The organism is Pseudomonas bharatica CSV86, assembly GCF_000319305.2.
In the GTDB taxonomy this organism is placed as follows: Bacteria; Pseudomonadota; Gammaproteobacteria; order Pseudomonadales; family Pseudomonadaceae; genus Aquipseudomonas; species Aquipseudomonas bharatica.
In genome coordinates, this window is sequence record NZ_AMWJ02000001.1 from 2,462,127 (window position 1) to 2,485,767 (window position 23,641).

Annotated in this window: 14 protein-coding genes and 3 pseudogenes; 7 read left to right on the forward strand and 10 right to left on the reverse strand. The window is 65.3% G+C overall.

Going from position 1 to position 23,641, the window contains the following annotated elements; all coding sequences use genetic code 11:
• Nucleotides 1-78 precede the first annotated feature (78 nt).
• The 4 genes and pseudogenes from CSV86_RS11040 to wecB all read right to left on the reverse strand — a co-directional run bounded on the left by CSV86_RS11040 (nt 79) and on the right by wecB (nt 7,382).
• Nucleotides 79-912 (reverse strand): DUF4434 domain-containing protein, encoded by an 834-nt coding sequence (locus tag CSV86_RS11040; protein WP_009398385.1) that lies wholly within the window; start codon nt 910-912, stop codon nt 79-81.
• Nucleotides 912-4,048, reverse strand: a pseudogene (locus tag CSV86_RS11045) (NfrA family protein). The gene CSV86_RS11040 and the pseudogene CSV86_RS11045 overlap by 1 nt, the downstream one beginning before the upstream one ends.
• Complete coding sequence (nfrB, locus tag CSV86_RS11050; protein ID WP_009398387.1) at nt 4,045-6,219, reverse strand: cyclic di-3',5'-guanylate-activated glycosyltransferase NfrB; 2,175 nt, start codon at nt 6,217-6,219, stop codon at nt 4,045-4,047. The pseudogene CSV86_RS11045 and the gene nfrB overlap by 4 nt, the downstream one beginning before the upstream one ends.
• Nucleotides 6,216-7,382, reverse strand: a complete 1,167-nt coding sequence (wecB, locus tag CSV86_RS11055; protein WP_009398388.1) for a non-hydrolyzing UDP-N-acetylglucosamine 2-epimerase — start codon at nt 7,380-7,382, stop codon at nt 6,216-6,218. The genes nfrB and wecB overlap by 4 nt, the downstream gene beginning before the upstream one ends.
• A 319-nt stretch (nt 7,383-7,701) precedes the next feature.
• Between wecB and ilvA the strand changes: the two genes are divergently transcribed.
• The 5 genes and pseudogenes from ilvA to CSV86_RS33320 all read left to right on the forward strand — a co-directional run.
• Nucleotides 7,702-9,261, forward strand: coding sequence for a threonine ammonia-lyase, biosynthetic (gene ilvA / locus CSV86_RS11060; RefSeq protein ID WP_009398389.1), 1,560 nt, complete (start codon nt 7,702-7,704; stop codon nt 9,259-9,261).
• A gap of 79 nt (nt 9,262-9,340) precedes the next feature.
• The gene (gene yiaY, locus CSV86_RS11065) at nt 9,341-10,489 is read left to right on the forward strand and encodes an L-threonine dehydrogenase (RefSeq protein ID WP_009398390.1); all 1,149 of its coding nucleotides are present in this window, start codon (nt 9,341-9,343) and stop codon (nt 10,487-10,489) included.
• Between the two features lie 180 nt (nt 10,490-10,669).
• The gene (gene gntR, locus CSV86_RS11070) at nt 10,670-11,689 is read left to right on the forward strand and encodes an HTH-type transcriptional regulator GntR (RefSeq protein WP_009398393.1); all 1,020 of its coding nucleotides are present in this window, start codon (nt 10,670-10,672) and stop codon (nt 11,687-11,689) included.
• Between the two features lie 92 nt (nt 11,690-11,781).
• Nucleotides 11,782-12,564, forward strand: a pseudogene (locus tag CSV86_RS33315) (PAS domain-containing protein); the annotation flags it as partial.
• A gap of 111 nt (nt 12,565-12,675) precedes the next feature.
• Nucleotides 12,676-13,101, forward strand: a pseudogene (locus CSV86_RS33320) (methyl-accepting chemotaxis protein); the annotation flags it as partial.
• Nucleotides 13,102-13,177: 76 nt separating this feature from the next.
• Here CSV86_RS33320 and CSV86_RS11080 read toward each other — a convergent pair.
• The 5 genes from CSV86_RS11080 to CSV86_RS11100 all read right to left on the reverse strand — a co-directional run bounded on the left by CSV86_RS11080 (nt 13,178) and on the right by CSV86_RS11100 (nt 18,593).
• Nucleotides 13,178-14,392 carry an MFS transporter gene (locus tag CSV86_RS11080; protein ID WP_240160412.1) on the reverse strand — a complete coding sequence of 405 codons (1,215 nt, stop codon included), beginning with the start codon at nt 14,390-14,392 and terminating at the stop codon, nt 13,178-13,180.
• Nucleotides 14,393-14,453: 61 nt separating this feature from the next.
• Nucleotides 14,454-15,503, reverse strand: a complete 1,050-nt coding sequence (locus tag CSV86_RS11085) for a heme-dependent oxidative N-demethylase family protein (RefSeq protein WP_009398397.1) — start codon at nt 15,501-15,503, stop codon at nt 14,454-14,456.
• 15 nt (nt 15,504-15,518) lie between these two features.
• Nucleotides 15,519-16,487: a PDR/VanB family oxidoreductase gene (locus CSV86_RS11090; protein ID WP_009398399.1), complete on the reverse strand. Its 969-nt coding sequence runs from the start codon at nt 16,485-16,487 to the stop codon at nt 15,519-15,521.
• Entirely contained in the window at nt 16,484-17,089 is a 606-nt protein-coding gene (locus CSV86_RS11095) for a dimethylamine monooxygenase subunit DmmA family protein (RefSeq protein ID WP_009398401.1), read from the reverse strand. The genes CSV86_RS11090 and CSV86_RS11095 overlap by 4 nt, the downstream gene beginning before the upstream one ends.
• Nucleotides 17,090-17,168: 79 nt before the next feature.
• On the reverse strand, nt 17,169-18,593 hold the full coding sequence (locus CSV86_RS11100; RefSeq protein WP_009398403.1) for a gamma-aminobutyraldehyde dehydrogenase: 1,425 nt from the start codon (nt 18,591-18,593) through the stop codon (nt 17,169-17,171).
• Nucleotides 18,594-18,821: 228 nt separating this feature from the next.
• Here CSV86_RS11100 and CSV86_RS11105 point away from each other — a divergent pair, with 228 nt between their 5' ends.
• Nucleotides 18,822-19,571, forward strand: coding sequence for a FadR/GntR family transcriptional regulator (locus CSV86_RS11105; RefSeq protein ID WP_009398404.1), 750 nt, complete (start codon nt 18,822-18,824; stop codon nt 19,569-19,571).
• A 54-nt stretch (nt 19,572-19,625) separates the two neighbouring features.
• A complete protein-coding gene (locus CSV86_RS11110) occupies nt 19,626-20,366 on the forward strand; it encodes a PDC sensor domain-containing protein (RefSeq protein ID WP_009398405.1) in 741 nt (246 codons plus the stop codon).
• Nucleotides 20,367-20,396: 30 nt separating this feature from the next.
• On the opposite strand, the gene CSV86_RS11115 is transcribed toward CSV86_RS11110, so the two are convergent.
• Nucleotides 20,397-23,636 carry a transporter substrate-binding domain-containing protein gene (locus tag CSV86_RS11115; RefSeq protein WP_009398406.1) on the reverse strand — a complete coding sequence of 1,080 codons (3,240 nt, stop codon included), beginning with the start codon at nt 23,634-23,636 and terminating at the stop codon, nt 20,397-20,399.
• Nucleotides 23,637-23,641: the final 5 nt, after the last annotated feature.

Here is a 23,641-nt window from a genome sequence, read left to right on the forward strand (position 1 = left end):
AGCTCCCACAGGTTCTGCGGTTGGATACCTGTGGGAGCTGGCTTGCCAGCGATAGGGCCCTGAAAAACAACAAGGAAATCAACGTGCACTCGGCAATACCTTCGCCCACGACCGGTAATTCAAGGCAAACACCGCCTGCTCATGACAGCCGTCCTGCAGCGCCGGCTGCTGCGGCACTGCACGAAACGGCTGCCCCTCGGCACTGACCTGGCGAAACGCTTCGCGAATGATCCCTACCGTGCAGGGCAGCGCCCTGGCATAGCTGTCCCGTACCAGCGGCGGCAGGCGTCGGGTGCCGTTGCCGTCCTGCCACCAAAGCTTCAGGTTCAGCCCCGTCAAGCGTGCGAACCATTCGGCCTGCACCCCGGGCGCCAGCTTGCCGGTAGTGAATGCGCTGAGGTGCAGCGGGGCATCGAGCTTGCGGTTGAAGGCCTGCAACTGAACGAAGAGCGCCTCCCGCCGATCGGCGGCCTGGAAATGCAGGTCATCCAGTTCCATCGGCAGGTACCAGCCGGCCACCGACAGGCCCCACCGGCGCACCTCACGCTGCTGGGCGAGGGAGTCACCCAGTTGCGACTTCCAGTAGGCCGCCAGGCCGCCGGCATCCAGTTCGTTGATCCGGGTGTAATAAGCGCTGTCCAGATACAACCCGACCACCAGTTCCAGCCCCTGGGCGTGCGCCTCCTTCAAGCTCGCCGCAAGCCAGCCCTCGGCACCCCCGAAGCGTTCGTCGCCATAGCGGGTCCATTGCACGATCAGGGTCTTGCCGCCATTGCCCACGGTGTCGTGCCATAGCTGGCGCCATTGCCCGGCACTGAGCACGGCGTCGCGGCTCTGGGGTTGATAGATCACCCGCTGGTCGGCAGCGACCGGCAGGCAGACCAGCAGCAGGAAGAACAGGATCCGGCGCATCAGAAGGTCAGCTCCACGCCAAGCAGCACGCCATTGGCGCGTTCGTACAGATTGCCGCCCAGGCCCTGCTGGTACTCGGTGCGTACCTTCAGCGAGCCGCGGTAGGCGTTGTATCTGTCGTCATCGAACCACCATTGCCAGCGCAGACCGATACCGGCGCGCAGGTCCTGGCGCCAGTCGTTGTCCGGGTCCTGGCTGCCGAATTCGAGGAAGCCGTAGGGCATGAGGGTTTGCGGCGAACGGGTGTCGAGTTTCCAGGTGTGGCCCTGTTGGTAGCGCGATAGCCACTGGTGATCGCCGGCCCGGGTCCACCAGGCGGCATCGAGGTACAGGAAGCGTTCGTTCCAGTCATCCTCGTCGACCCGCCAGTCGGCGCGGTAGTCGCCTTGGTCGAAGAACGAGGCGGTGGCGCGCAGCAGCAGGTCGTTGCTGCTCGAGGCATGGCTGCGCAGGTCGCGCCAGTTGCGCCCGACCTTCGCCGGGCTGAACAGTTGGCCGAGGCTGAGGCCGTCGTAGTGGCTGTCGTCGATCTCGCGCTGGTGGTACAGCTCGCTGTACAGGTTGAGGTTGGCATCGCCCAGCGGCTTCCAGCGCAGGCCGACGCCGGTACCCATGCTCTGAGCGTAGTCACTGCGCCCGCTGCCGCCGAACAGGACCCGGCCATAGACCGAAAGGGTGCTGCCGTTGCGGCTCGGTTCGTCGCCCAGGGCGTGATCCCACATGGCTACTTGTACGTTCTGCGATTGCGCGCGGCGCTGGGGATTGTCGCTTGCACGGAAGTTGTCGTTGGTCGAGGCGCCGGCCGGCGACCAGGTGCTGGCCAAGGTCACGGTGTCGCGCCGCGACAGGGTTTCGTGGGCGCGGCGCTGACGGAATTTGCGTGCTTCCAGGCTGCCATATTCGTCGTCGCCGTCGACCAGGTCCTGTTCCACATCCAGCACCCGGCGCAGTTCCTGGCGTGCGGCGGCGCTGTTTTCCACCTCGTCGTAGCGCCAGGCCAGGGTTTCGCCGATACGGTAGTCCTCGGGGAAGCTGCGGGTGGCCTGTTCCAGGTAGGGAATGGACTGACGGCGCACGGCCTTGTCGTCGCTGCCGGCCAGGCGCATGCCGTAGTCGGCGCGGTAGCGCGGCTGGTCCGGGCCAGGCGCACGGCTTCGGCCAGCCAGGCGCTGCTCTGGGCCATATCGCCGACTTTCTGCGCGGTGATCGAGGCGTCGTAGTAGTGCTCGGCACGGGGCTGGTGCTGCAGGGCCTGGCGGCGCCGCTCCAGGGACAGGGGCAGGTCGCCGCGGCGTTCAGCAATGGTCGCCCCCAGGGCCCAGTCATCGGCGGCGGGGTGCGCGGCACGGCGCCAGTGCTGTTCGGCCCGTTCGGGATTGCCGGCGTTCAGGGCGCTTTGCGCGGCGGTCAGGCGAGCGTTGTCGGTCCATTCGGCAGGCACCAGGCTGTCGAAGATGCGCTGGGCGCCGGCTGCATCACCGCCTGCTTCGAGGGCATAGGCCAGGGGCAGGCGGCTGCTGCGATCGCCCAGGCGCTCGGCGGCCTGGTAGTAGACCACCGCTTCGCCAGGATGGTCAGGCATGGCGCAACGCCCCAGCGCCCGCAGTTGGCCCGGTTCCTTGGGGTCGGCAGGAATGGCCGCGCGCACCGCGCCGCACTGGCCGCTCTCGGCAAGGCGAGCCAGCACCAGGCCACGGCTGGCGGCATCGACCCGTGGGATCAGGGCGACGGCACGACGGCTGTCCAGCGGTACATCGGCCTGGCTGTAGAGCCCGGCCAGACGTTGCAGCAGCGGGGCGGACAGGCGTCCCTGGTGGCGGTCCCACGCCTGTTCCAGCAGCGACAGGGCTTCATGCTTGCGCCCGGCATTCAGCATCAGAAAGGTGGCCTGGTTCAGCGCGTCGAGACTGCCGGTCTGGCGATAGAGGCTTTCCCATGCGGCGCTGGCATCACGGCCCTTGCCGCTGCCTTCCAGCAGTTGCGCGCGTTGCTGGAGAATCGCCGGGGTCTGTGGCTGGGCGGCCAGCCACTCCATGATCTGCCGGGTCTTGCCTTGCTCGCGCCAGACTTCCAGCAGGCGTTGCTGGCGCTGGCTGTCCCACGGCTGGGGCAGGCGCCGGCTTTGCAACAGATCATCGGCATGCAGGCGCTGGGCTAGGATCAGCCAGGTCTTCGGGTCATCCTCGGCGCGGCATTGGCGCAACTGATCGAGGGCGTGCGGCGGATCGTTGCGCGACAGCCATTCGGCAGTTTCCAGGCAGGGCTTGTCGAGGTCGTTGCTAAGCTCCCGGACTAGCGCGCCATCTTCGCTTTGTCGGGCCAACTCCAGCAGTTGCTGGCGGTATTGCGGCCGCTCGCGGTCGGCCTGCGGCAGCGTTTGCAACCAGCGCCGGGCCTGTTGTTCATGGCCCTCGGCGAAGGCGCGATCGACCATGGCCAGGCGGGTCCTGTGCGCGGCCTCCGCCGAGGGCGCCTTGTCCAGCAACTGCTGCAAGGGCGCTTCGTCGAGACGCTGCACGTAGGCGTTGGCCAGGCGCTGCCAGTCATCGGCCTGCAGTTGCCCCTTCGCTGCCAACGGCGCCAGTTGCTCTACGGTCTCGTTCCAGTCGCCGACCTGCTCGGCCCAGTTGGCCCGGGACTGGCGCAGGATATTGTCGTCGCCGGCCGGGCGCAGCTGGTTCAGCCAGTCGAGGGCCTTCTGCGGGCCGTAGTGCCTGCCCAGGCTCAGGCTGTAGGCCTGGCGCAGGCGGATGCGCGGGCTGATCTGGCTGTCGTTCATCCAGCCTTCGACCACCGAGGCTTCGGGCGGGTTTTCCTCGATCCGGATCAGGCGCAGCTCCAGCAACTGCTGGCTGTCCTTGCCTTGGGCGGCGGCCATCCGCTCGGCCTCGTCATAGCGTTTCTGGTGGGCCAGGGCCTGGATCAGCAGGCTGCGTGCCTCGTCGTTGTTCGGCACCTTGTCCAGTAGGTAGTGGGTAAGGCGCTCCACCTCCGCCCAGTTCTGGTTCTTCGCTTCGCGGTAGCTGCGGTCCATGTAGGGGAAGCTGCGGAAACGCTCGAAATCGCTCATCGGTGCGGCGACGCTGGCGCTGCAAGCCAGCAGGCAGGTCAGGAGCAAGGGCACGGGCTGCTTCATGCCACCTCCCGGACGATGCTGTACGCCGCTTGCTGCTCCGTCGCCTGTTCGGCCAGGGCTTCCTTGAGCACCTGTTCGGTGATGATGCCCCGTTCGATCAGGTAGTCGCCCAGGCTCACTTGCTCCGGGTCGAAGTCGATCATCACCTGGTTGAACAGGGTGGTCGGCACCATGCCGCGGGTTTGCAGGAGCGTGCCGAGCAGCACCTGGTGGCGGCTGACCCGTTCGATCAGCGCGGCATCGTCCTTGTGCCGTTCCAGGACCTGGAGCATCTGCCGGGTTTCCTCCTTCTGCCAGGGGCTGGGGTAGTGATAGCGCAGGCCCAGGGTGACCCGTCCCTGAGGCGCCAGGCGGCAGCTCACCGGGCGCTTCAGGTGGCGGGCGATGGCGCCCAGGGATACCTGGCTGACCGGGCTTTCACTGGCCAGGACCAGGGTATGGCCGTGTTCCTCGACGGGCAGCACGCCGTAGTGCATGGCGATCTTGCGCGGCAGTTGGGCGATCAGGTGCGGATCGATATTGAACGGGTCCAGCGGGGCCCAGGGCAGGTCCAGCTGTTCGGCCAGGGTTTCCACCAGCTGTTCGCTGCTGATCAGCCCACGCACCAGCAGTTCGCGGCCAAGGCGGCGACGCTCCGGGGTAGTGATCGCAGCTTGCAGTTGGTCCTCGGTGATCAGCCCTTTGTCGATCAGGCGCCGGCCCAGCGGAGTACGCGCGGGCGCCGCGAGGGCAGGGAATTCATGGGTGGTCTTGTCCCAGGCCACCCGCCGCGAGTCGCCCATCTCCAGGACTTGGCGCAGGGCGCGGATATTGGCGAAGAAATTCACGAAGTTGCTCCACATCATCCGTGGTGCCGACAGCAGGCCCTCGAAGATGCCGTAATAGCGGGTGACGAACCAGCCGCGCTGGAACAGGCGGTTGAGCAGGAGGAAACCGTTGAGCCAGAGCAGGGTGGTCAGCAACTCGCTGCCTTCGAGGATCGACGGAAAGCGCCAGGCTTCGGGGAAGAACCAGGTGGTCAGCCACATGCTCAGCAGCACCAGGAGCAGCAGGTTGACCAGGAAACTCAGCAGGTAGGCGAACAGGCCACGGCGGTCGCGCCAGAGGAAGTAGTTGAGCGCGCCCTTGCGGCTCCAGCCGAGGTTGCTGGTGCCCTGGAAGACGATGCCGACGATCCAGCGCGATTTTTGCCGGATCGCATGTTGCCAGTCCCGCGGGAAGTGCTCGCGCACGCAGATCACCTGGGCGAACGCCTTGCTCATGCCGGGCGCCCAGACCCGCTCCAGGGCCAGTTCCGGATCGCTGATGGAATAGCGGGCGAAAATGCACTTCATGCCTTTCTGCTTGAGGCGGAAGCCGATGTCGTAGTCCTCGGTGAGGCTCTGCACGTCAAAGGCGATGCCATCGCCGTCTTCGAGCAGTGCGCCGATGGCGCGGCGGCTGAAGCAGGTGCCGACTCCGGCGCTGGGCACCTGGCCGGTCAGGGCCTCGCGCACGATCACATCCTTGCCGTGGTTCTCGGCGAACTCGTCGACATAGTGCCCGGCGGTGAAGCCGCGCCACTCCGGGGCGAAGGGATAGACCGGGATCTGGATCATGTCCTTGGCCGGCAACAGGTAGTTGAACAGGCGCAGTTCCATGGGTGAGATCACGTCTTCGGCGTCATGCAGGATGAAACCGGCGAATTCGATGCGCGCATCCCGTTCGAAGCGCAGGATGGCGTCGATCACGTTGTTCAGGCAGTCGGCCTTGCTGGTCGGGCCGGGGCGAGCGCAGACCACTTTGTGCACGTTGGGGTAGTGCAGGCACACGGCATCGACGTCGGCCTGGGTCTGCGGGTCGTTGGGGTAGGTGCCGACGAAGATCTGGTAGTTCTCGTAGTCCAGGGTCGAGGCCGCCAGGCGGGCCATTTCGCCGACCACGCCAACCTCGTTCCAGGCCGGAACCATGATCGCCAGGGGTTTTTCCTGCACCTCGAACAGGCGCTTCTCGTCGGCATGCTCGTGCTTGCCGTAGACCCTGAAGCTGCGCACCAGCTTGCGTACCCAATAGACGATATCGATGAACAGGTCATCCAGGCCGAGGATGAACATCAGCGTGGCGAGGATGATCGCCAGCCATTTCAGGCCGTAGAGGACATAGGTGAGGACATCGACCCAGAACAGGCTCACGAGTCGTCGCGCCCGTTGGCGTTTTCCTCGAGCCAGCGGCTCAGTCGTTCGGCGATGCGCTCGCTGGCACGGCCGTCGCCAACGGGGAAGAACACTTTGCTCATGCGTTGGTAGGTGTCCGGGTCATCGAGCAATTGCCGGGTTTCCTTGACGATGCGTTCGGTCTGGGTGCCGACCAGGATCACCGTGCCCGCTTCGAGCACGGCCGGGCGCTCGGTGACCTTGCGCAGCACCAGCACCGGCTTGCCCAGCGCCGGGGCCTCCTCCTGGACGCCGCCGGAGTCGGTGAGGATCAGGTAGGCGCGGTCCATCAGCCAGACGAAGTGCTGGTAGTCCTGTGGGGCGACGAGGTGGATATTCGGCTGGTTCGACAGCACCGAGTACACCGCCTTCTGGACCTGCGGGTTGAGGTGCACCGGGTAGACGAACTGCACGTCCGGATAACGCAGGGCAAGCTCGGCCAGGGCCAGGCAGATGCGCTCGAAGCCGGGGCCGAAGTTTTCCCGGCGGTGGCCGGTGATCAGGACCAGGCGCTGGTCGTCGCGCAGCTTGCTCAGCGGCGAGTCCGGGGCCGGGTGCCATTGGCTGTGCTTGAGGTGATCGCGCATCCACAGCAGGGCGTCGATCACGGTGTTGCCGGTAACTTCAAGATGTTCAAGGGGCACGCCCTCGCGCAGCAGGTTGTCACGCGCGTCCTTGGTGGGCGGGAAGTGCAGGTCGGCGATCACCCCGGTAAGGCGCCGGTTGGCCTCCTCCGGCCAGGGCTGGCGCAGGTTGCCGGTGCGCAGGCCGGCCTCGACATGGGCAATGGGGATCTGCCGGTTGAAGGCGGCCAAGGCGGCAATGAAGCTGGTGGTGGTGTCGCCGTGGACCAGCACGATGCGCGGCCGGATCCGCTCGTAGGCGGCATCGATATGCGCCAGCAGCTGCTGGGACAGGCTGTTCAGGGTCTGGTTCTGGGTCATCACCTGCAGGTCTTCGTCGACGTGCAGGCCGAAGTCGTTGAGCACCTGCTGGAGCATTTCGCGGTGCTGGCCGGTGGAGCAGATGCTCAGGTCGATATCCGGCCACTCACGCAGGACCCCGGCCAGCGGCGCCATCTTGATCGCTTCCGGGCGGGTGCCGAACACCATCATGACTTTGTACGGCTTTCCTTCGCTCATGGTCCGGTCCCTCTGAGGTTTCGAGTCATACGGGCGTGCATGGGTGCATGATTTGATACAAGCAGGGGACTTGTGGGTTGTCCAATTCGGCAAGAGGGATATTGCGGGCCGTTGGCAATCTTTCGAATCAGTCGTTGACTTGGCAGGACGCTTTCGCTAGCTTCGCTGGCATGAACACATTCCAGCACCTGCCAGCCCACAGCATTATTACCGCCATTATCCGATTGGCGGGCTAGCTGGCAGCTGCACCTAACCCGCCCTGGAGGCGGGTTTTTTCTTTCTCGACTCCCGGGCCCTTGCAAAAGACCAGGAGTCATCGATGACCAGTCTCACCGTAAGCCCCCCTAGCCTCGGCGCACCGAACCTGCTGTCGGACTATGTGCGTCGCATCCTGTCCGCCCCGGTGTACGACCTGGCCATCGAAACCCCGTTGCAGCCGGCCCGGGCCCTGTCCGCGCACCTGGACAACCAGGTCCTGCTCAAGCGCGAGGACCTGCAGCCGACCTTTTCCTTCAAGATCCGCGGTGCCTACACCCGTCTCAGCCGCCTGACCCCCGAGCAGCGAGCCCGCGGCGTGATCACCGCGTCCGCCGGCAACCATGCCCAAGGCGTGGCCCTGGCCGCCCGCGAGCTGGGTATCGTGGCGACCATCGTCATGCCCGAGACCACCCCAGCGCTGAAGGTCGAAGGCGTGCGTTCCCGTGGCGGCCATGTGGTGCTGCATGGCGATGCCTTTCCGCGCGCGCTGGCCCATGCCTTGCACCTGGCCCAGCGCGATGGCGCGACCTTCGTCCCGCCCTTCGACGATCAGGATGTGATCGCCGGGCAGGGCACCGTCGCCATGGAGATCCTTCGCCAGCAACCCGGCGCGCTGGATGCCATCTTCGTACCGGTGGGCGGCGGCGGGCTGATCTCGGGGATCGCCGCCTACGTCAAATACCTGCGCCCCGAGGTCAAGGTGATCGGTGTCGAACCGCAGGATTCCAATTGTCTGCAAGCCGCCCTGGCGGCCGGCGAGCGAGTGGTGCTGGCCCAGGTCGGGACCTTCGCCGATGGCGTGGCGGTGGCGCAGATCGGCGCCCACTGTTTCGATATCTGCCGGCATTACGTGGACGAGGTGATCACCGTCAGCAGTGACGAACTCTGTGCAGCGATCAAGGATATCTACGACGACACCCGCTCCATCACCGAGCCGTCGGGAGCGCTCGCCGTGGCCGGGATCAAGAAGTACGTGGCCGCCCGGGGGGTGCAGGGCCAGACCCTGGTGGCGATCGATTCCGGTGCCAATGTCAATTTCGACCGCCTGCGCCATGTCGCCGAGCGCGCCGAACTGGGCGAGCAGCGCGAGGCGGTGATCGCGGTGACCATCCCCGAGCGCCCGGGCAGCTTCCGCGCCTTCTGCCAGGCCCTGGGGCGGCGCCAGATCACCGAGTTCAACTACCGCTATCACCCGGGCAAGGAGGCGCGGCTGTTTGTCGGGGTCCAGACCCACCCGCTGACCGACCCGCGCGAGGCCTTGGTTGCCAGCCTGCGCGAGCAGGGTTACGAGGTGCTCGACCTGACCGACAACGAACTGGCCAAGCTGCATATTCGCCATACCGTCGGCGGCCATGCCGGGCCGGGCGCCGAAGAGCGCGTGCTGCGCTTCGAGTTCCCCGAACGGCCGGGGGCGCTGCTGGGCTTCCTGGAGAGCCTTGGCAAGCGCTGGAACATCAGCCTGTTCCACTACCGCAACCATGGCGCCGCCGATGCCCGGGTGTTCGCCGCCCTCGAAGTGCCGGCTGACGAGCGTGCCGACCTGCCGGGCCTGCTCGATGCCATGGGTTATCGCTACTGGGACGAGACCGATAATCCGGCTTATCGCCTGTTCCTTGGCTGAGGTTGTCCTGGATCAACACCTGCCGCTTATTCCAGGAGGATGCTGAAAGCATCGAGATAGAGCCACTGAGGGATTAGCCATGAGCAGCACGTTTTTCATTCCGGCCGTGAATATCATGGGCATCGGCTGCCTTGACGAGGCCATGACGGCAATCGTCGGCTACGGCTTTCGCAAGGCGCTGATCGTGACTGACGGCGGCCTGGCCAAGGCCGGTGTCGCGCAGCGGATCGCCGAGCAACTGGCGGTGCGCGATATCGATTCGCGGGTGTTCGACGACGCCAAGCCCAACCCGAGCATCGCCAACGTGGAGCAGGGCCTGGCACTGCTGCAACGGGAAAAATGCGATTTCGTCATCTCCCTGGGCGGTGGTTCGCCCCATGATTGCGCCAAGGGCATCGCCCTGTGCGCCACCAATGGCGGCAGGATCGCCGACTACGAGGGCGTCGATCGCTCGACCAAACCGCAACTGCCGTTGGTGGCGATCAACACCACGGCCGGGACGGCCAGCGAGATGACCCGCTTCTGCATCATCACGGACGAAGCGCGGCACGTGAAAATGGCCATCGTCGACCGCAATGTCACGCCGATCCTCTCGGTCAATGACCCGGCGTTGATGGTCGCCATGCCCAAGGCCCTGACGGCCGCGACGGGCATGGACGCCCTGACCCACGCAGTGGAAGCCTATGTCTCGACCGCCGCCACGCCCATCACCGATGCCTGCGCGTTGAAAGCCATCGAGCTGATCAGCGGCAACCTGCGCCAGGCGGTGGCCAACGGCCAGGACCTGCTGGCACGGGAAGCCATGGCCTACGCCCAGTTTCTTGCGGGCATGGCCTTCAACAATGCCTCGCTCGGCTATGTGCACGCCATGGCGCACCAGTTGGGCGGCTTCTACGACTTGCCCCATGGCGTGTGCAATGCGGTGTTGCTGCCCCATGTGCAGCGCTTCAATGCCAAGGTTTCGGCGGCGCGCTTGCGGGACGTGGCCGCGGCGCTGGGCGTGGAGGTCGCTGAACTGAATGCGGAGCAGGGCGCGGCGGCAGCCATCGAGGCGATCGAGCAACTGAGCCGGGACATCGATATTCCGCCGGGACTGGCGGTACTCGGGGCCAAGGTCGAGGATGTGCCGATCCTGGCCGGCAATGCCTTGAAGGATGCCTGCGGCCTGACCAATCCGCGGCCGGCGAGCCAGGCGGAGATCGAGGCGGTATTCAAGGCGGCGTTCTGATCCTGGACCGGCTCTGACCTTCAGGGCCTCATCGCTGGCAAGCCAGCTCCCACAGGGTTCAGCGTGGGAGCTGGCTTGCCAGCGATGAGGCCCTCAGCAACACCCCAGGTACATTGCCTTGCCAGCCACAGGCTGCACCACTAACCTTGCCGGCTTTCCCCGCTATTTCGCCGAGCCGTCATGTCCCGCAGCACCTCCCGCACCACAGGTCGTCCCACCCTGGCCGAAGTCGCCCGGCTTTGCGGGGTGTCGCCGATCACCGTGTCCCGGGCCCTGCGCGGGGTGGCCACGGTAGCGCCGGAGCTGGTGGAGAAGGTCCGCGCCGCCGCTGCCCAGCTCGGCTATGTCGCCAACCCTGCCGCCCGCGCCCTGGCCTCGGCGCAGAGCCAGTCGGTGGCGGTGCTGATCCCGTCGTTGTCCAACCAGTTGTTCGTCGAGACCCTCGACGCTATCCACGATGTCCTGCGCCCACGCGGGCTGGAAGTGATGATCGGCAACTTCCACTACGACGCCGCCGTGGAGGAGAACCTGCTGCGCAACTACCTTGCCCACCAACCCCGCGGCCTGCTGTTGACCGGCTTCGAGCGTAGCGAGGCGGCGCGGCGCATGCTCGCCGCCAGCCGCGTACCTTGCGTGCACATGATGGAACTGGGGGACGAAGAGGATGTGGTCTCGGTAGGCTTTTCCCAGCATGAAGCCGGGCGCGCCGTCGCGCGTCACCTGCTCGAACGCGGGCGCCGCCGTCTCGGTTTTATCGCTGCGCAACTGGATGCCCGGGTCCTGCAACGCGCCGAAGGCTTCCGCCAGGCCCTGGGCGAAGCCGGGCTGTACGACCCGGCACTGGAACTCCTGGTCCCGCAGCCATCGTCCATCGGCCTGGGCGGCGAGCTGTTCGGCCAGTTGCTGGCCCGCCATGGCGATATCGACGGGATCTTCTTCTGCAACGACGACCTCGCCCACGGTGCGATCTTCCAGGCCCAGCGCCAGGGCATCCGCGTCCCGGAACAGGTGGCGATGGTCGGGTTCAACGACCTGCCGGCCTCGGCCCATATGGTCCCGCGCCTGACGTCGATCCGCACGCCGCTGGCCGCTGTCGGCCGGCACGCGGCCCAGGCCTTGCTCGATCTGCTCGACGGCAAGACCGGGAAAAATCCGGTTCAGGACCTGGGTTTTGCCTTGATGATCCGCGAAAGCAGCTGAAAAACAGCCGATAGATGGTGATGGCCAAGCGCTTGCAGGGCGCTCTCGCCCATCTATGCTGAGCACAATTCCGCCAATGGAGTGTGCGTGACATGTTCGACTCCCATCGCAAATCGGATCTGGCAGAAATCGAGCGGTGTAATCGGGCGTTGGCCGAAGCCAACGCAAAACTGGCAGCGATCAGCCGTTCCATGGCCATGATCGAGTTCAGCCCCGATGGAGTAGTACTCGACGCAAACGAGCATTTTTGCAACGCCATGGGTTACAGCCTCGAGGAAATCTGCGGCCAGCATCACCGGATCTTCTGCGAGGAGGCCTACACCAAGACCGAAGAGTACCGCCAGCTGTGGCGCGACCTGGCCCAGGGCCAGGCACGTAGCGGTACTTTCCTGCGGCTCGATCGCAAGCGCCAGGAGCTATGGCTGGAGGCAAGCTATATGCCGGTGTTCGGCAGCAACGGCGTGGTCACCAGCATCATCAAGGTGGCCAGTGATATTACCGAGCGTGTGGTGCACGAGCACGAGGCGGACTGCCTGCTTGAGGCCATTGGCCGCTCGATGGCGGTGATCGAGTTCACCCCGGAAGGCCGGGTGATCACGGCCAACGACAACTTCCTGCGCACCATGCACTACCGTCTCGACGAGATCGTTGGCCAGCACCACAGCCTGTTCTGCCACAAAAGCGAAAGCGAGTCGGCCCAGTACAAGGCCTTCTGGGCTTCGCTCAATCGTGGCGAGTACCACTCGCATCGCTTCGAGCGGGTCAACAAGCTGGGGCAGATGGTCTACCTGGAAGCTTCGTACAACCCGATCTTCGATACCAAGGGGCGGTTGTACAAGGTGGTCAAGTTCGCCAGCGATATCACCCATCAGGTCTGCACCCAGCAATCGGCTGCGGAGGCGGCCCACGCAACCTCGGTGCAGAACGACGCCTGCGCGCGCAAGGGATCGGAGGTTGTGCAGCAGACCGTGCATGTGATCGAGGAGATTTCCCATGACCTCAATGAAGCAGCGCGCAGCATCGATGCGGTGAACCGCCAGTCGGAACTGATCGGGCAGATCGTTCTTACCATCCGCGGGATCGCCGACCAGACCAACCTGCTGGCGCTGAACGCGGCCATCGAAGCGGCGCGGGCCGGCGAACACGGACGCGGGTTTGCCGTGGTGGCCGAGGAAGTGCGCAACCTTGCGGCGCGCACCAGCAAGGCCACGGTAGAGATCGTCGAGGTGGTGCGGCAGAACCACGACCTGTCGCTCAAGGCAGTGGCAAGCATGCAGTCCAGCCTGAGTCGAACGGGGCAGGGGGTGGACCTTGCGAATGAAGCAGGCGAGGTGATCCTGGAGATCCAGCAAGGGTCGCGGCATGTGGTGGATGCCATCAGCCAGATCAATTCGACGCTGCAACTGCACTAGGCTCCAGGGCCTCATCGCTGGCAAGCCAGCTCCCACAGGGGGGGCTGTGGGAGCTGGCTTGCCAGCGATGGGGCCCTCAGCCCCACAACAGGTTTTTCAGACCGCAGCCGCCAGTTGCGCCACCACATGCTCCTTGCGAATCCGCGCCAGGGGTACGCTGACCAGTGCCAGGGTCAGCACCACCGTCACGGCGATCCCCAGGCCGCCAGGGTAAAGCCCCCAGTGAAATCAACCCGCCGGAAATCGCCGGCCCTACCGCCAGGCCCAGGCTCAGGAAGCTTCCCGCCGCCGCCACTACCCGGCCTTCGCGATCCAGCTCCGCCGCCAGCCCGGTGAGGTAGCTCAGGGCATAGAAGTAGGTGATGCAGATGGTCATGACACCGGTGGTATACATCGTTTTCGAATGCTCGCCCAGAACGTAGCTGAGGCTGGTCGCACCCGTCAGCAACACGGCGAGGATCACCGGCGTGCTCATGCCGAAGCGCTTGCCGATCATCGCGGCCAGCAGGGGGCCGACCAGGCCGACCACCGATTGCACCGAAAGCAGCACGCCCAGTTCGTCACCGCTGTAGCCGACCATGGTGCCGATGCGCTCGACGAACGCCCAGCCCATGGTGTCCCGTGCCTGGAATACGAACATCGCCAGCATCATGCACACCGCCGGCAGGCTGAGCAGCACGTTGCCCTTGCCTGCGCGGCTGACCACCACGGTTTCGGCCAGGGTTGCACGCTGCGCCATGAACGGGATCGCCAGCAGCATCACCGCCATGGTCGCGGCCATCGCGTAGTACAGCCCGGGCAGGCCGAACGCCGCCATGACCTTGGCGTAGCCGAGCATCACCACGATCATCAGCAGCACCGACAACACGTTCATGTGCCCGGCGATGCGATCCGGCTGTTTCGCGCTGGATACCGCCGCGTTGCCGCAGGCCAGGGCCAGGCCGGCGCCGACTCCGGCAACGCAGCGCACCGCTGCCAGGGTGTAGAGGTCGACAATATGGGCGCTGACCAGGTTGGCCACGATTGCCAGCAGGGTGCCGGCGATCGCCAGGGTACGCCGGGGGGCGCGGCCCATGAACGGTGCTACCAGCAAGGAGGCCAGCATGGTGAAGCCGAACTCCGCCGACATCAGCAGCCCCGCCTGGGCCTCGTTGAGTTGCAGGTCGTGGATGATCGCGCTGATCAGGAACGGCAGGGCCCACAGGCCGAGCAGGCCGACACCGTAGGCCGACGCGGCGGCGGAGAACACCAGGCTCCAGCTCTCGGGCAGGAAGTTGCGTATTGTTTTCATTGTGGTTTTCCCGGATTTGCACGCAAAAAAGCGCGCCATTATCGGCGCGCTTGGGTTTTTTTCATTGCTGACTTTCGTCGACTGGCGTGCCGTCATCGTATTGCGACAGCCAGGTCACCATGGCATCCCGGTAGCGGGTAAAGCCCTTGTAGTCCACCAGTTCCTGGTCCAGGTCGCGGATTACCCGGTGCATGCGCTTGGCCCATTGCGGGGCGAAGTCGGCCAGCTGTTGCAGGCTGACCAGGTAGGTGCGTACCGGGAACAGCACGGCGTTGCTGCGCGGCAAACGGTGCAGCGGTTGCAGTTCGATGCGAAGGTTGACCAGCTCGCCGGCGTTTTGTGCAGTCACCGTGGTGCGGTCCGGTGCCCAGTCGGGCAGGGTTTCGGCAGAGGTTTCCAGGCGCGGGTTGACCGTGATGGACCAGTTGGTGCGCCGCACCGGGTGCCCCGGACGCAGGCGCAGGAGGAATTTCAGCGCACGCTGGAGGATGCCCATTTCATGCAGCTTCGGCACCGGGCCATGGAACTCCATGAAGCTCATGCCGAGGTTGAAGCGCAGCGAGTAGTCGGCGCGCTGGGTGGCCATGCCGGCGCCCATCACCAGGGTGTCGTCGCGCTCTTCGAGAAGAATGAACTCGCCCTGTGCCTGGCGGGTGATGTATTCCATCGGCTCCATTGGCAGGGTGCTGGCATCGCCGAAGGTGAAGCTGTCGTCCAGGCCCAGCGGGCGGTTGATCCAGCGCCACTGGCTGCCTTTCTTTTCCAGGCTGAAATGCTCTGGATAATCGCGGGAATACGATTCCATCAGCAGTTCGAGCAGGTCCCACTGGGCTTCCATCATGTGCGGCAGGGCGGCGTAGTGCACACCCGGCTGGCTTTCAAGGATCTGCGCGCGGTGATGGCACTCGGAGATGTAGTGTTCGTCGATATCGAATTGGGCGCGCAGCGCGCCTTCGCCGAAGGGTACATGGGGCTCGACGTTCATCGAGTACATGTACTGGTCTTCCGGATAGGGGAAGGGCAGGCGCAGCACCGCTTCGCGGCTATTGCGGTAGGTGAAGCCCTTGGCGTCGAGGTCGGCGTAGCTTTCGATCGGCTTGAATACGGTCATTGTTGTTGTCCTGTCTCAGAGGTCCACGACCAGGCGTGTGCAATTGGCGCGGGATACGCATGGCATGAATTTGCGCTTGCCCAGCTTGTCTTCCTCGCTGAGCCAGTCATCGCGGTGGTCCAGTTCACCGTCCACTTCCAGCACTTCGGTTTCGCAGTAGCCACAGGCGCCGCCGCGGCACAGGTAGGGCACCTTGTAGCCGGCCTGCTCGGCCGCTTCGAGCAGCGATTGTTCGGCCGGCACCTCGAGGGTCACGCCCTGGCGCGCCAGGGTGACGCTGAACGGCCGGCCACTGGAGCCTTGCTCGACGAAGCGCTCGTAGTGGATATGGCTGTCGGTCCAGCCAAGGGCGCGGGCACCTTCGATGGTGTCGTCGATCATGCTGTCCGGGCCGCACACGTACACATGGCTGCCAAGGGGACGGCCAAAGAGAATGCGCGAGATGTCCATGCGTTCATCCTCGCCCTGTACATAGAGGTGCACGCGGGCGCCGTAGCGCTCCTGCAACTCGCGCCCAAGGGCGATGTGCCCGGGGCCGCGCACGGCCAGGTGCAATTCGAAGCTGGCCTTTTTCAATTCCAGCTCTTCCAGTTGCGAGTAGACCGGGGTGATGCCTACGCCGCCTGCGATGAACAGGTGCTGGCGGCCGTGCTTGGCCAGTGGGAACAGGTTGGCCGGTTGCAGGATCTGCAGCAGATCGCCTTCAGCGACCCGCTCGTGCAGGTAGCGCGAGCCACCACGGCCATCGGCGACGCGGCGTACGGCAATCTGGTAGGCGCTGGAGTCGTAGGGCGAGCTCATCAACGAGTAGGCGTTGCGGTGGGTCTTGTCGCCGTCCTCGAGGATCACCACCACATGGCTGCCGCCGGAGAAGGCCGGTAGGTGCTTGCCATCCGGGTCGACCAGGGTGAAGCGGGTGATTTCCGGGGTCATCGCCTCGATGCGGGCGACGCGCACGCTCAGGGTGCCGTTATGGGTGTTCATGTATCGAGCTCCTCGGCGGCGGGCAATTCGCCCGGGACTTCGCCGTCGGCCTTGATGCCCTGGAAGGCGGCCAGACGACGGGAATAGTGATCGCGCACCACCAGGTGCAACTGGCAGCCCGGGCAGACGAAGACGCGCTGGGTGACGTTCTCGGTGTAGGTGTCGCAATGCGCGCACCAGACCCGGCGGACCAGGGTGCCGCTGTGTTCGCGCAGCACTTCGTCGCGATTAAGGTCCACGGCGTTGGCCGCCTGCATGGCCGTGCCGATGAAGCTTTCTGAGCCGCTGAGGTACAGGCGCGTGCCCATGCGTGCATCGCCGAGCCGCTCGCGCAGGGCATCGATCAGTTCCTGGTTGCTGGCGAACACCTCCAGCCCGGCGACCTCGGCCTGCTGCAAGGCCTGCAGATGGTTATGGCCGGAGAAGGATTCGACGGAATAGAGCAGGGTGCTGTTGCCGCGCTGTTCGTTGGACATGTCGCCGATCAGGCGCAGCATGGCCGCGCCGCCGCTGCCCTGGCCCGCAATCAGATGACGCAGGCCTCCTGCCATGGGGTGCAGCCGGTCGTAGACCGGACGGCTTTTGATGCCGGTGATTAGCATGGAGAGTCCTCGTATGCCATATTGCCTATGGTTTTATATGTTTTGTTTCGGCCGCCACAATCGGCGTTTTCATCGGTAATCAGTGCTTGAACATGACGTGGCGCACGCAGGTGTAGTCCTCCAGGCCATACATGGACATGTCCTTGCCATAGCCGGACTGCTTCATGCCGCCATGGGGCATTTCGCTGACCAGCATGAAATGGGTGTTGATCCAGGTGCAGCCATATTGCAGGCGCGCCGAAAGGCGGGTAGCCCGACCGATGTCCCGGGTCCACACCGACGAGGCCAGGCCGTAGTCGGAGTCGTTGGCCCAGGCCAGGGCCTGTGCTTCGTCGTCGAACGGGGTAATGCTGACGACCGGGCCGAACACCTCGCGCTGGACGATCTCGTCGTCCTGCCGGGCATCTGCCAGCACGGTCGGTTCGAAGAAGTAGCCCGGGCCATCGACCCGGTTGCCACCGGTGATTACGCGGATATGCGGCTGGGCCTTGGCCCGCGTGACGAAGCCCTCTACGCGCTGCAGGTGATCACGGGTGATAAGTGGGCCGAGTTCGGTTTCCGGATCGTCCTGCAGGCCCATGCGCAGGCTGGCGACGGCCTCGCCCAGCTGGTTGACGAAGCGCTCGTAGACGCCGCGCTGTACATACAGGCGGCAGGCTGCGGTGCAGTCCTGGCCGGCGTTGTAGAACGCGAAGGCGCGGATGCCCTCGACCGCCGCATCGATATCGGCGTCGTCGAAGATCAGCACCGGGGCCTTGCCGCCCAGTTCCATATGGGTACGTTTGACGCTGCCGGCGGTGCTGGCGATGATCCGCGCTCCGGTGGCGACCGAGCCGGTGAGGGACACCATGCGCACCTTGGAATGATTGACCAGCGGTTCGCCTACGCTAGGGCCGCGACCGAAAAGAATATTGACCACGCCGGCCGGGAACAGCCCGGCGATCAGCTCGGCCAGGGCCAGGGCGGTCAGCGGGGTCTGCTCGGAAGGCTTGAGCACCACGGTATTGCCGGCGGCGAGGGCGGGTGCCAGCTTCCAGGCGACCATCATCAGCGGGTAGTTCCACGGTGCGATGGAAGCGATGACGCCCAGCGGATCGCGGCGGATCATCGAGGTATGACCCGGCAGGTACTCGCCACCGGCCGAGCCCGACAGGCAACGGCTGGCGCCGGCGAAATAGCGGAACACGTCGGCGATGGCCGGGATCTCGTCGTTCAGCGCAGCCTGGTAGGGTTTGCCACAGTTCAGCGACTCCAGCCGGGCCAGGTGTTCGGCATTGGCCTCGATCAGGTCCGCCAGCTTGAGGAGGAGGTGGGCGCGGTCTTTCGGCGGGGTCTGCGCCCAACCGTCGAACGCCTGATCGGCGGCTTGCACGGCGGCGTCCACCTGGGTGCTGCTGGCCTCTGGAATGTTCGCCAGCACGGCACCTTCGGACGGGTTGTACACGGCGTAGGGATCACCTTGGCCATCGACCAGTTGGCCGTTGATCAGGAGTCGGGTCTGCATTGCGTATTCCTGTTTGGAGTTATTGGTGAATACAGGCGCACAGGGACAGTGGCCTGTGCAAGGCTTAAACATATAAAACCATATCTTAAATTTGCTGCCTAGCCTCGCCGTGCTTTTTTGCTTTGCCACAAGGAAATAAGGCGCTAACACCTGAGCTGTGCTTCGCTATAAGATGCGAAACCGAATTTTTAACCGGGTGCCTTCGTGGTGCTCGAAAAGGGAGAGGCAATGACTGCCCTGAATAGTGCCCGCAACACCGCGTTCATCCGTCTGCGCCAGGAGGGGCGCACCGATGAAGTGGCGCGGCGTCTGGTCGAGGCCATCGAACTTGGCCTGTTCGCCGAGGGCCAGCAATTGCCCAGCGAGTCGGAACTGGCCCTGCAGCTGGGCGTGGCCACGGTGACCCTGCGCGAGGCTCTGGTGGTGCTGCGCCAGCGTGGCCTGATCGAAACCCGTCGTGGTCGCAATGGCGGCAGCTTCGTCTGCGCCCCGGTGGAACTGCCCGAGGCGCTGCTTCTGCAAAGGCTGCGTGAAATGAGCGGGCCCGACCTGCGCGACCTCGGCGACGAGCAGACGGCGATCTCCGGCACTGCCGCGCGCCTGGCGGCAAGGCGCAGTTCGCCAGAGCAGCAGGCGCGCATCGGCCAGCATATAGAAACCCTGCGCCAGGCCGGCTCGCGTCTGGCTCGGCACCGTGCCGACGCACGCTTTCATATCGAGGTAGCGGCGGCTGCCCAATCGCTGCGCTTGACCCACGCGGAAATGCGCCTGCAGTCGGAAATCGGCGAACTGTTGTGGATGGAGGCGGCTGGCGGCGGCGATATCACCCTGGTGGAACAGGAGCACCAGGCGATTCTCCAGGCCTTGGTCGCGGGTGACCCGGTGCTGGCCGGTGCCCTGGCCGAAGCCCACGTCACCCGGGGCATCAAGCGTTTGATAAGCCTGCGCCTGGAACTGTTGGCGGCTGATCCGGACTGACTCCTTCTTCCCACCCCATGACCAGAACTGCCGGACCCTGTGTGAGGTAATGCCATGTTTGCCCCGAGCGATAACGCGTCCTTCTCGGCCTGCGCCCAGCAGCTGGACAGTACCCTGGGCACCATTTTCGGCCAGGTGCGCGAACTGGCGGAAGAAACCCGTACCCTGTGGCAGCGGGTCCTGGCCGAAGGTCGCCAGCCCGTGGCGCGGGACCTGGCGTCACTGCGCCCGGCCATCGACAAGCAATTGTTCGCCACCGGGGCCTTTGGCTGTGGCGGTGGCGTGATCGTGGCCCCCAATGGCCTGGCCGACCGCGAGATGCACCTGGAGTGGTGGTACCTGGCCGATGGTGGCAAGACCCTGCCATTGCGTCCCAACTTCGACCGCCGCCGCGAGAATTACTACGACTACAACGCCATGCCGTGGTACAGCAAGCCGCGCGACACCGGGCGCAGCGTGGTGGAAGGGCCCTACGTGGACCTCTACGGCACCAACATGTACGTACTGACCTTCACCATGCCGATTTATGTCGAGGGTCGCTTCATTGGCGTGGCGGGGCTCGACCTTTCGCTGCATAACGTCGAGCGGCTCCTGGTGAAAAGCCTTATGCGCCTGGATCACGAGGCGGTACTGATATCCGCCGAGGGGCGGGTGATCGCCTCGAATACAGCGAACTGGATGGTCGGGGACCTGGTATCGACTCTGCTCAACGACATGCAACTGGGGCAGATCCGCCTGACCTTGTCGGAATCGGAGACTGGCTGGTCGCTGGTGCGCTTGCCCGGGTTGCGCTGAATTCTTCCAGTGTAGCGATGGGGCGCAGCGTCAGGTGTTTCGTTCGAGCCGTGTCAGCAACCGCTCCAGGCTCCCTTCCAGGGCTTGCTTCAAGTCCTGCAGGCGCGCGTCGTCGACTTCCTCGGCACATCCGCGCTCCAGTGCATCGCAGCGCTCCACCAGCCCTCGTGCCTTGAGCATTTTCATGCCGCCGCGAATCCGGTGCGCCAGGGCCTTCACCTGGGCAAGCGGAGCCTGCGGCCCCAAGGCCCGCAGCGAAGCCAGATCCTGCTCGGTGCTTTTCGCCAGCTGTTCCACCAGCCGGCGGATCATCTGTGGGTCGTTCTGGGTCAGATGTCGCAGTTCGTCCAGGTCGAAGCCGCTGTCATCCTCGGCCGTCGCCGACTCCAGGCCACTCAGATGGCTGCGCAACGCGCCCAGCCCGATCGGCTTGAACAGGCAATCATCCATCCCCGAAGCCAGGCAGCGGTCCCGCTCTTCGGCCTGGGCATTTGCCGTCAGGCCCAGGATCAGGCAGCGCTGCCCCGGGCTTTCTTCTGTCCGCACCGCGCGGGCCAGTTGATGTCCATCCATCCCCGGCATGTTGCAGTCGGTAATCAGTACGTCGAAGTTGCCTTCCCGCCACATCTGCAAGGCCTGGGCGCCGTTGTCCGCCTGGCTGACCCGGTGGCCGAGCACGTCCAGTTGCTTGCCCAGCAGCATCAGGTTGGCCGGGTAGTCATCCACTACCAGGATATTCAGCGACAGGGTGCTGGCCGGGCTTTGCGTGGTCTTCGGCGCCGCGACTGCCCGCTCACTGGCCCACGGCAGCAGCAGCGAGACCTCGGCCCGGGTCCCGTGCCCCGGCTCGCTGGAAAGGCGCAGGGCGCCGCCCATCAATTCGCACAGGGTACGGCTGATCACCAGGCCCAGGCCGCTGCCCTGGCCCGCAGGCTGCCCGCCCGCCTGGACGAAAGGGCTGAACAGACGGGCCTGGTCCGCCGCGCTGATGCCGATGCCGCTGTCTTCCACGACCAGGCGGACCCGTGCTTCATTTGCCTGCGGCTCCAGCTCCAGGCCGACGCGCACTTCGCCGCGTTCGGTGAACTTCAGCGCATTGCTCAGCAGGTTCGCCAGGACCTGGCGCAGGCGCAGCGGATCCACCGCCAGCGGCCGCGTTGCCGGCGGCAGGTCGAGGCGCAGCTCCAGGCCCTTGAGCCGGGCACTGCTCTCGAACACCCGCGCGGTGGCACGAACCAGTGCGCACAGGTCGGTCGGCTCCGGGGCGAGGGTCATGTGCCCGGATTCGATGCGGGCGATATCCAGCACATCGCCGATAAGCTCCAGCAGGGCACTGGCCGAATCGAAGGCCACCTGCAGCGACGGCTGGTCGATGCGCCCTTGCCCGGCGTCCTTCAGGGCCAGCTCGAGCAGGCCGATCACCGCATTCATCGGCGTGCGGATTTCATGGCTCATGGTGGCGAGGAAGGTGCTCTTGGCATGGTTGGCGCTGTCGGCCTGCTCCTTGGCCTGGCGCAGTTCGACAAGCAAGCCCTCGCTGATCTTCAACTGGCGCTGCAAGGCTTCTTCGGCAGCAGTGCGCTGGGCGACCAGGCGCCGCAGGTAGCGGTTCCACAGGACCACGGCGGCGATCGCCAGGCTGGCCGCCAGGAGAATCTGCAGGACCAGCCCGCGATAATTGCGCCAAGGGTTGTCGCTGACCAGCGCATTGGTGCGCCAGCGGTTGGCGAGCAGGGTCATTTCGTCCGGCTCGATGCTCAGCAGGGTCTTTTCCAGGATGGCATGCAGTTCATTGTCGCCCCGGGCGGTGGCGAAGGCCGCGGTGGCCGGGCTGTCGTCCAGCAGTGCGGCAATGCGCAGGCGATCCTTGAACAGGCGGCTGATGAAATAGGCGGCGTTGATCTGCGAGCTGATGGCCGCGTCAGCGCGACCCTGGGCCACGTATTCCATCAGGGTCAGCGGGTCGTCGACTTCGACCAGTTCGATGGCGGGATGCTCGCGGCGCAGGGTTTCGGCGAACGGCGTGCCGCGGATCAGCGCCAGGCGCTTGCCCTGCAATGCCTCGGCGGTGTTCGGGGCATCGGCGCGGATGGAGGTCACCAGGACCCGCGGCGTGGTCAGGTACGGCCGGGTGAACTGCAGGCCGCGGGCACGCTCGCCGCCATAGGGCAGGGCGCCGATCAGGTCGGCCTGGCCGCTCTCCACCAACTGGATCATCTGCGCCACGCTGGCGGCCTCGATGGTGTGGAAGCGCAGCCCGGTGCGCAGGCTGATCTGCTCCAGGAGATCGGCGGTGATCCCGCGGAACTGCTGCTTGTCGTCGAGGAAGGTCAAGGGCGCGAAGTACTTGTTGATCACCACCTTGAGGTCCGGATGCCGGCGGATCCAGTCCTGTTCCCCAGGCTGCAGTTGCAGCACCCCGCGGTTGAGCAGCGGGCTGTTGAGGCCGCTGCTCCAGCGCCGCGCGACGTTGATCCGGTCGCTCTCCGACAGACTGGCCAGGGCCTGGTTGATGAGCCGCAGCAGGGTAACGTTGTCGTGTTCCAGGGCAAACCTGAACGACGAGCGCAGGGGCTTGACGTACCAGGCGATCTGCACGCTGTCGCGATAGTGGTTGCCGATCAGGTAGTCGGAACTGATGGCGTCGCCGATGAAGGCGTCGGCATCGCCCTGGGTCAGGGCAGCCAATGCCGCCATGCTCGAGGCGTAGAGTTGCAGCCTGGCATCGGGATAGACCTGGCGGATGCGCTCTACCGGCAGGTAATGATCGACCATTGCCAGGCGCGCGCCGGCCAGCTTGTCGGCGGGGTTGCGCGGCTTGCCCAGCGGCGTGGCGACGATGGCCTGGTCGTCGGCGTAGGGCTGGCTGAGCAGCAGTTCGCTGTTGGCTTCCTCGAAGCCGTTGGCGCTGCCGAGCAGGTCGATCTCGCCGCGCTCCAGGGCGCGGATCGCGGCACTGCGGCTGGGGTAGTGCAGGACCTCGACGTCAACCTTCAACTGCTCGCCGAGCAGGCCGGCGTAGTCGGCGGTCAGGCCTTCGTAGTCGTGCTGGCTGACATTGATATCGAAGGGCGGATAGTCCGGTGCCGAGGTACCAAGGCGTAACCGCTTCCTCTGCTCCAGCCATTGCCGCTCGGCAACGCCGAGCGTTGGCGGGGCACTGCTGCTCAGGGAGCGTCCGAGCAGGTCCCGCGGCACTGCCTCCTGCGCCAGCAGCGGCGGCGGCAGCACCAGGCCCAGGGTCAGGACCAGCAGTGGCAGGATGTTCATCGGTC

Coding starts and splice junctions, on each gene's coding strand:
- CSV86_RS11090 (WP_009398399.1), bottom strand. CDS start 16,487: ATGAACACCCATAACGGCACCCTGAGCGTGCGCGTCGCCCGCATCGAG.
- CSV86_RS11115 (WP_009398406.1), bottom strand. CDS start 23,636: ATGAACATCCTGCCACTGCTGGTCCTGACCCTGGGCCTGGTGCTGCCG.
- CSV86_RS11110 (WP_009398405.1), top strand. CDS start 19,626: ATGTTTGCCCCGAGCGATAACGCGTCCTTCTCGGCCTGCGCCCAGCAG.
- yiaY (WP_009398390.1), top strand. CDS start 9,341: ATGAGCAGCACGTTTTTCATTCCGGCCGTGAATATCATGGGCATCGGC.
- CSV86_RS11100 (WP_009398403.1), bottom strand. CDS start 18,593: ATGCAGACCCGACTCCTGATCAACGGCCAACTGGTCGATGGCCAAGGT.
- CSV86_RS11085 (WP_009398397.1), bottom strand. CDS start 15,503: ATGACCGTATTCAAGCCGATCGAAAGCTACGCCGACCTCGACGCCAAG.
- wecB (WP_009398388.1), bottom strand. CDS start 7,382: ATGAGCGAAGGAAAGCCGTACAAAGTCATGATGGTGTTCGGCACCCGC.
- ilvA (WP_009398389.1), top strand. CDS start 7,702: ATGACCAGTCTCACCGTAAGCCCCCCTAGCCTCGGCGCACCGAACCTG.
- CSV86_RS11040 (WP_009398385.1), bottom strand. CDS start 912: ATGCGCCGGATCCTGTTCTTCCTGCTGCTGGTCTGCCTGCCGGTCGCT.
- CSV86_RS11105 (WP_009398404.1), top strand. CDS start 18,822: ATGACTGCCCTGAATAGTGCCCGCAACACCGCGTTCATCCGTCTGCGC.
- CSV86_RS11080 (WP_240160412.1), bottom strand. CDS start 14,392: ATGAAAACAATACGCAACTTCCTGCCCGAGAGCTGGAGCCTGGTGTTC.
- gntR (WP_009398393.1), top strand. CDS start 10,670: ATGTCCCGCAGCACCTCCCGCACCACAGGTCGTCCCACCCTGGCCGAA.
- CSV86_RS11095 (WP_009398401.1), bottom strand. CDS start 17,089: ATGCTAATCACCGGCATCAAAAGCCGTCCGGTCTACGACCGGCTGCAC.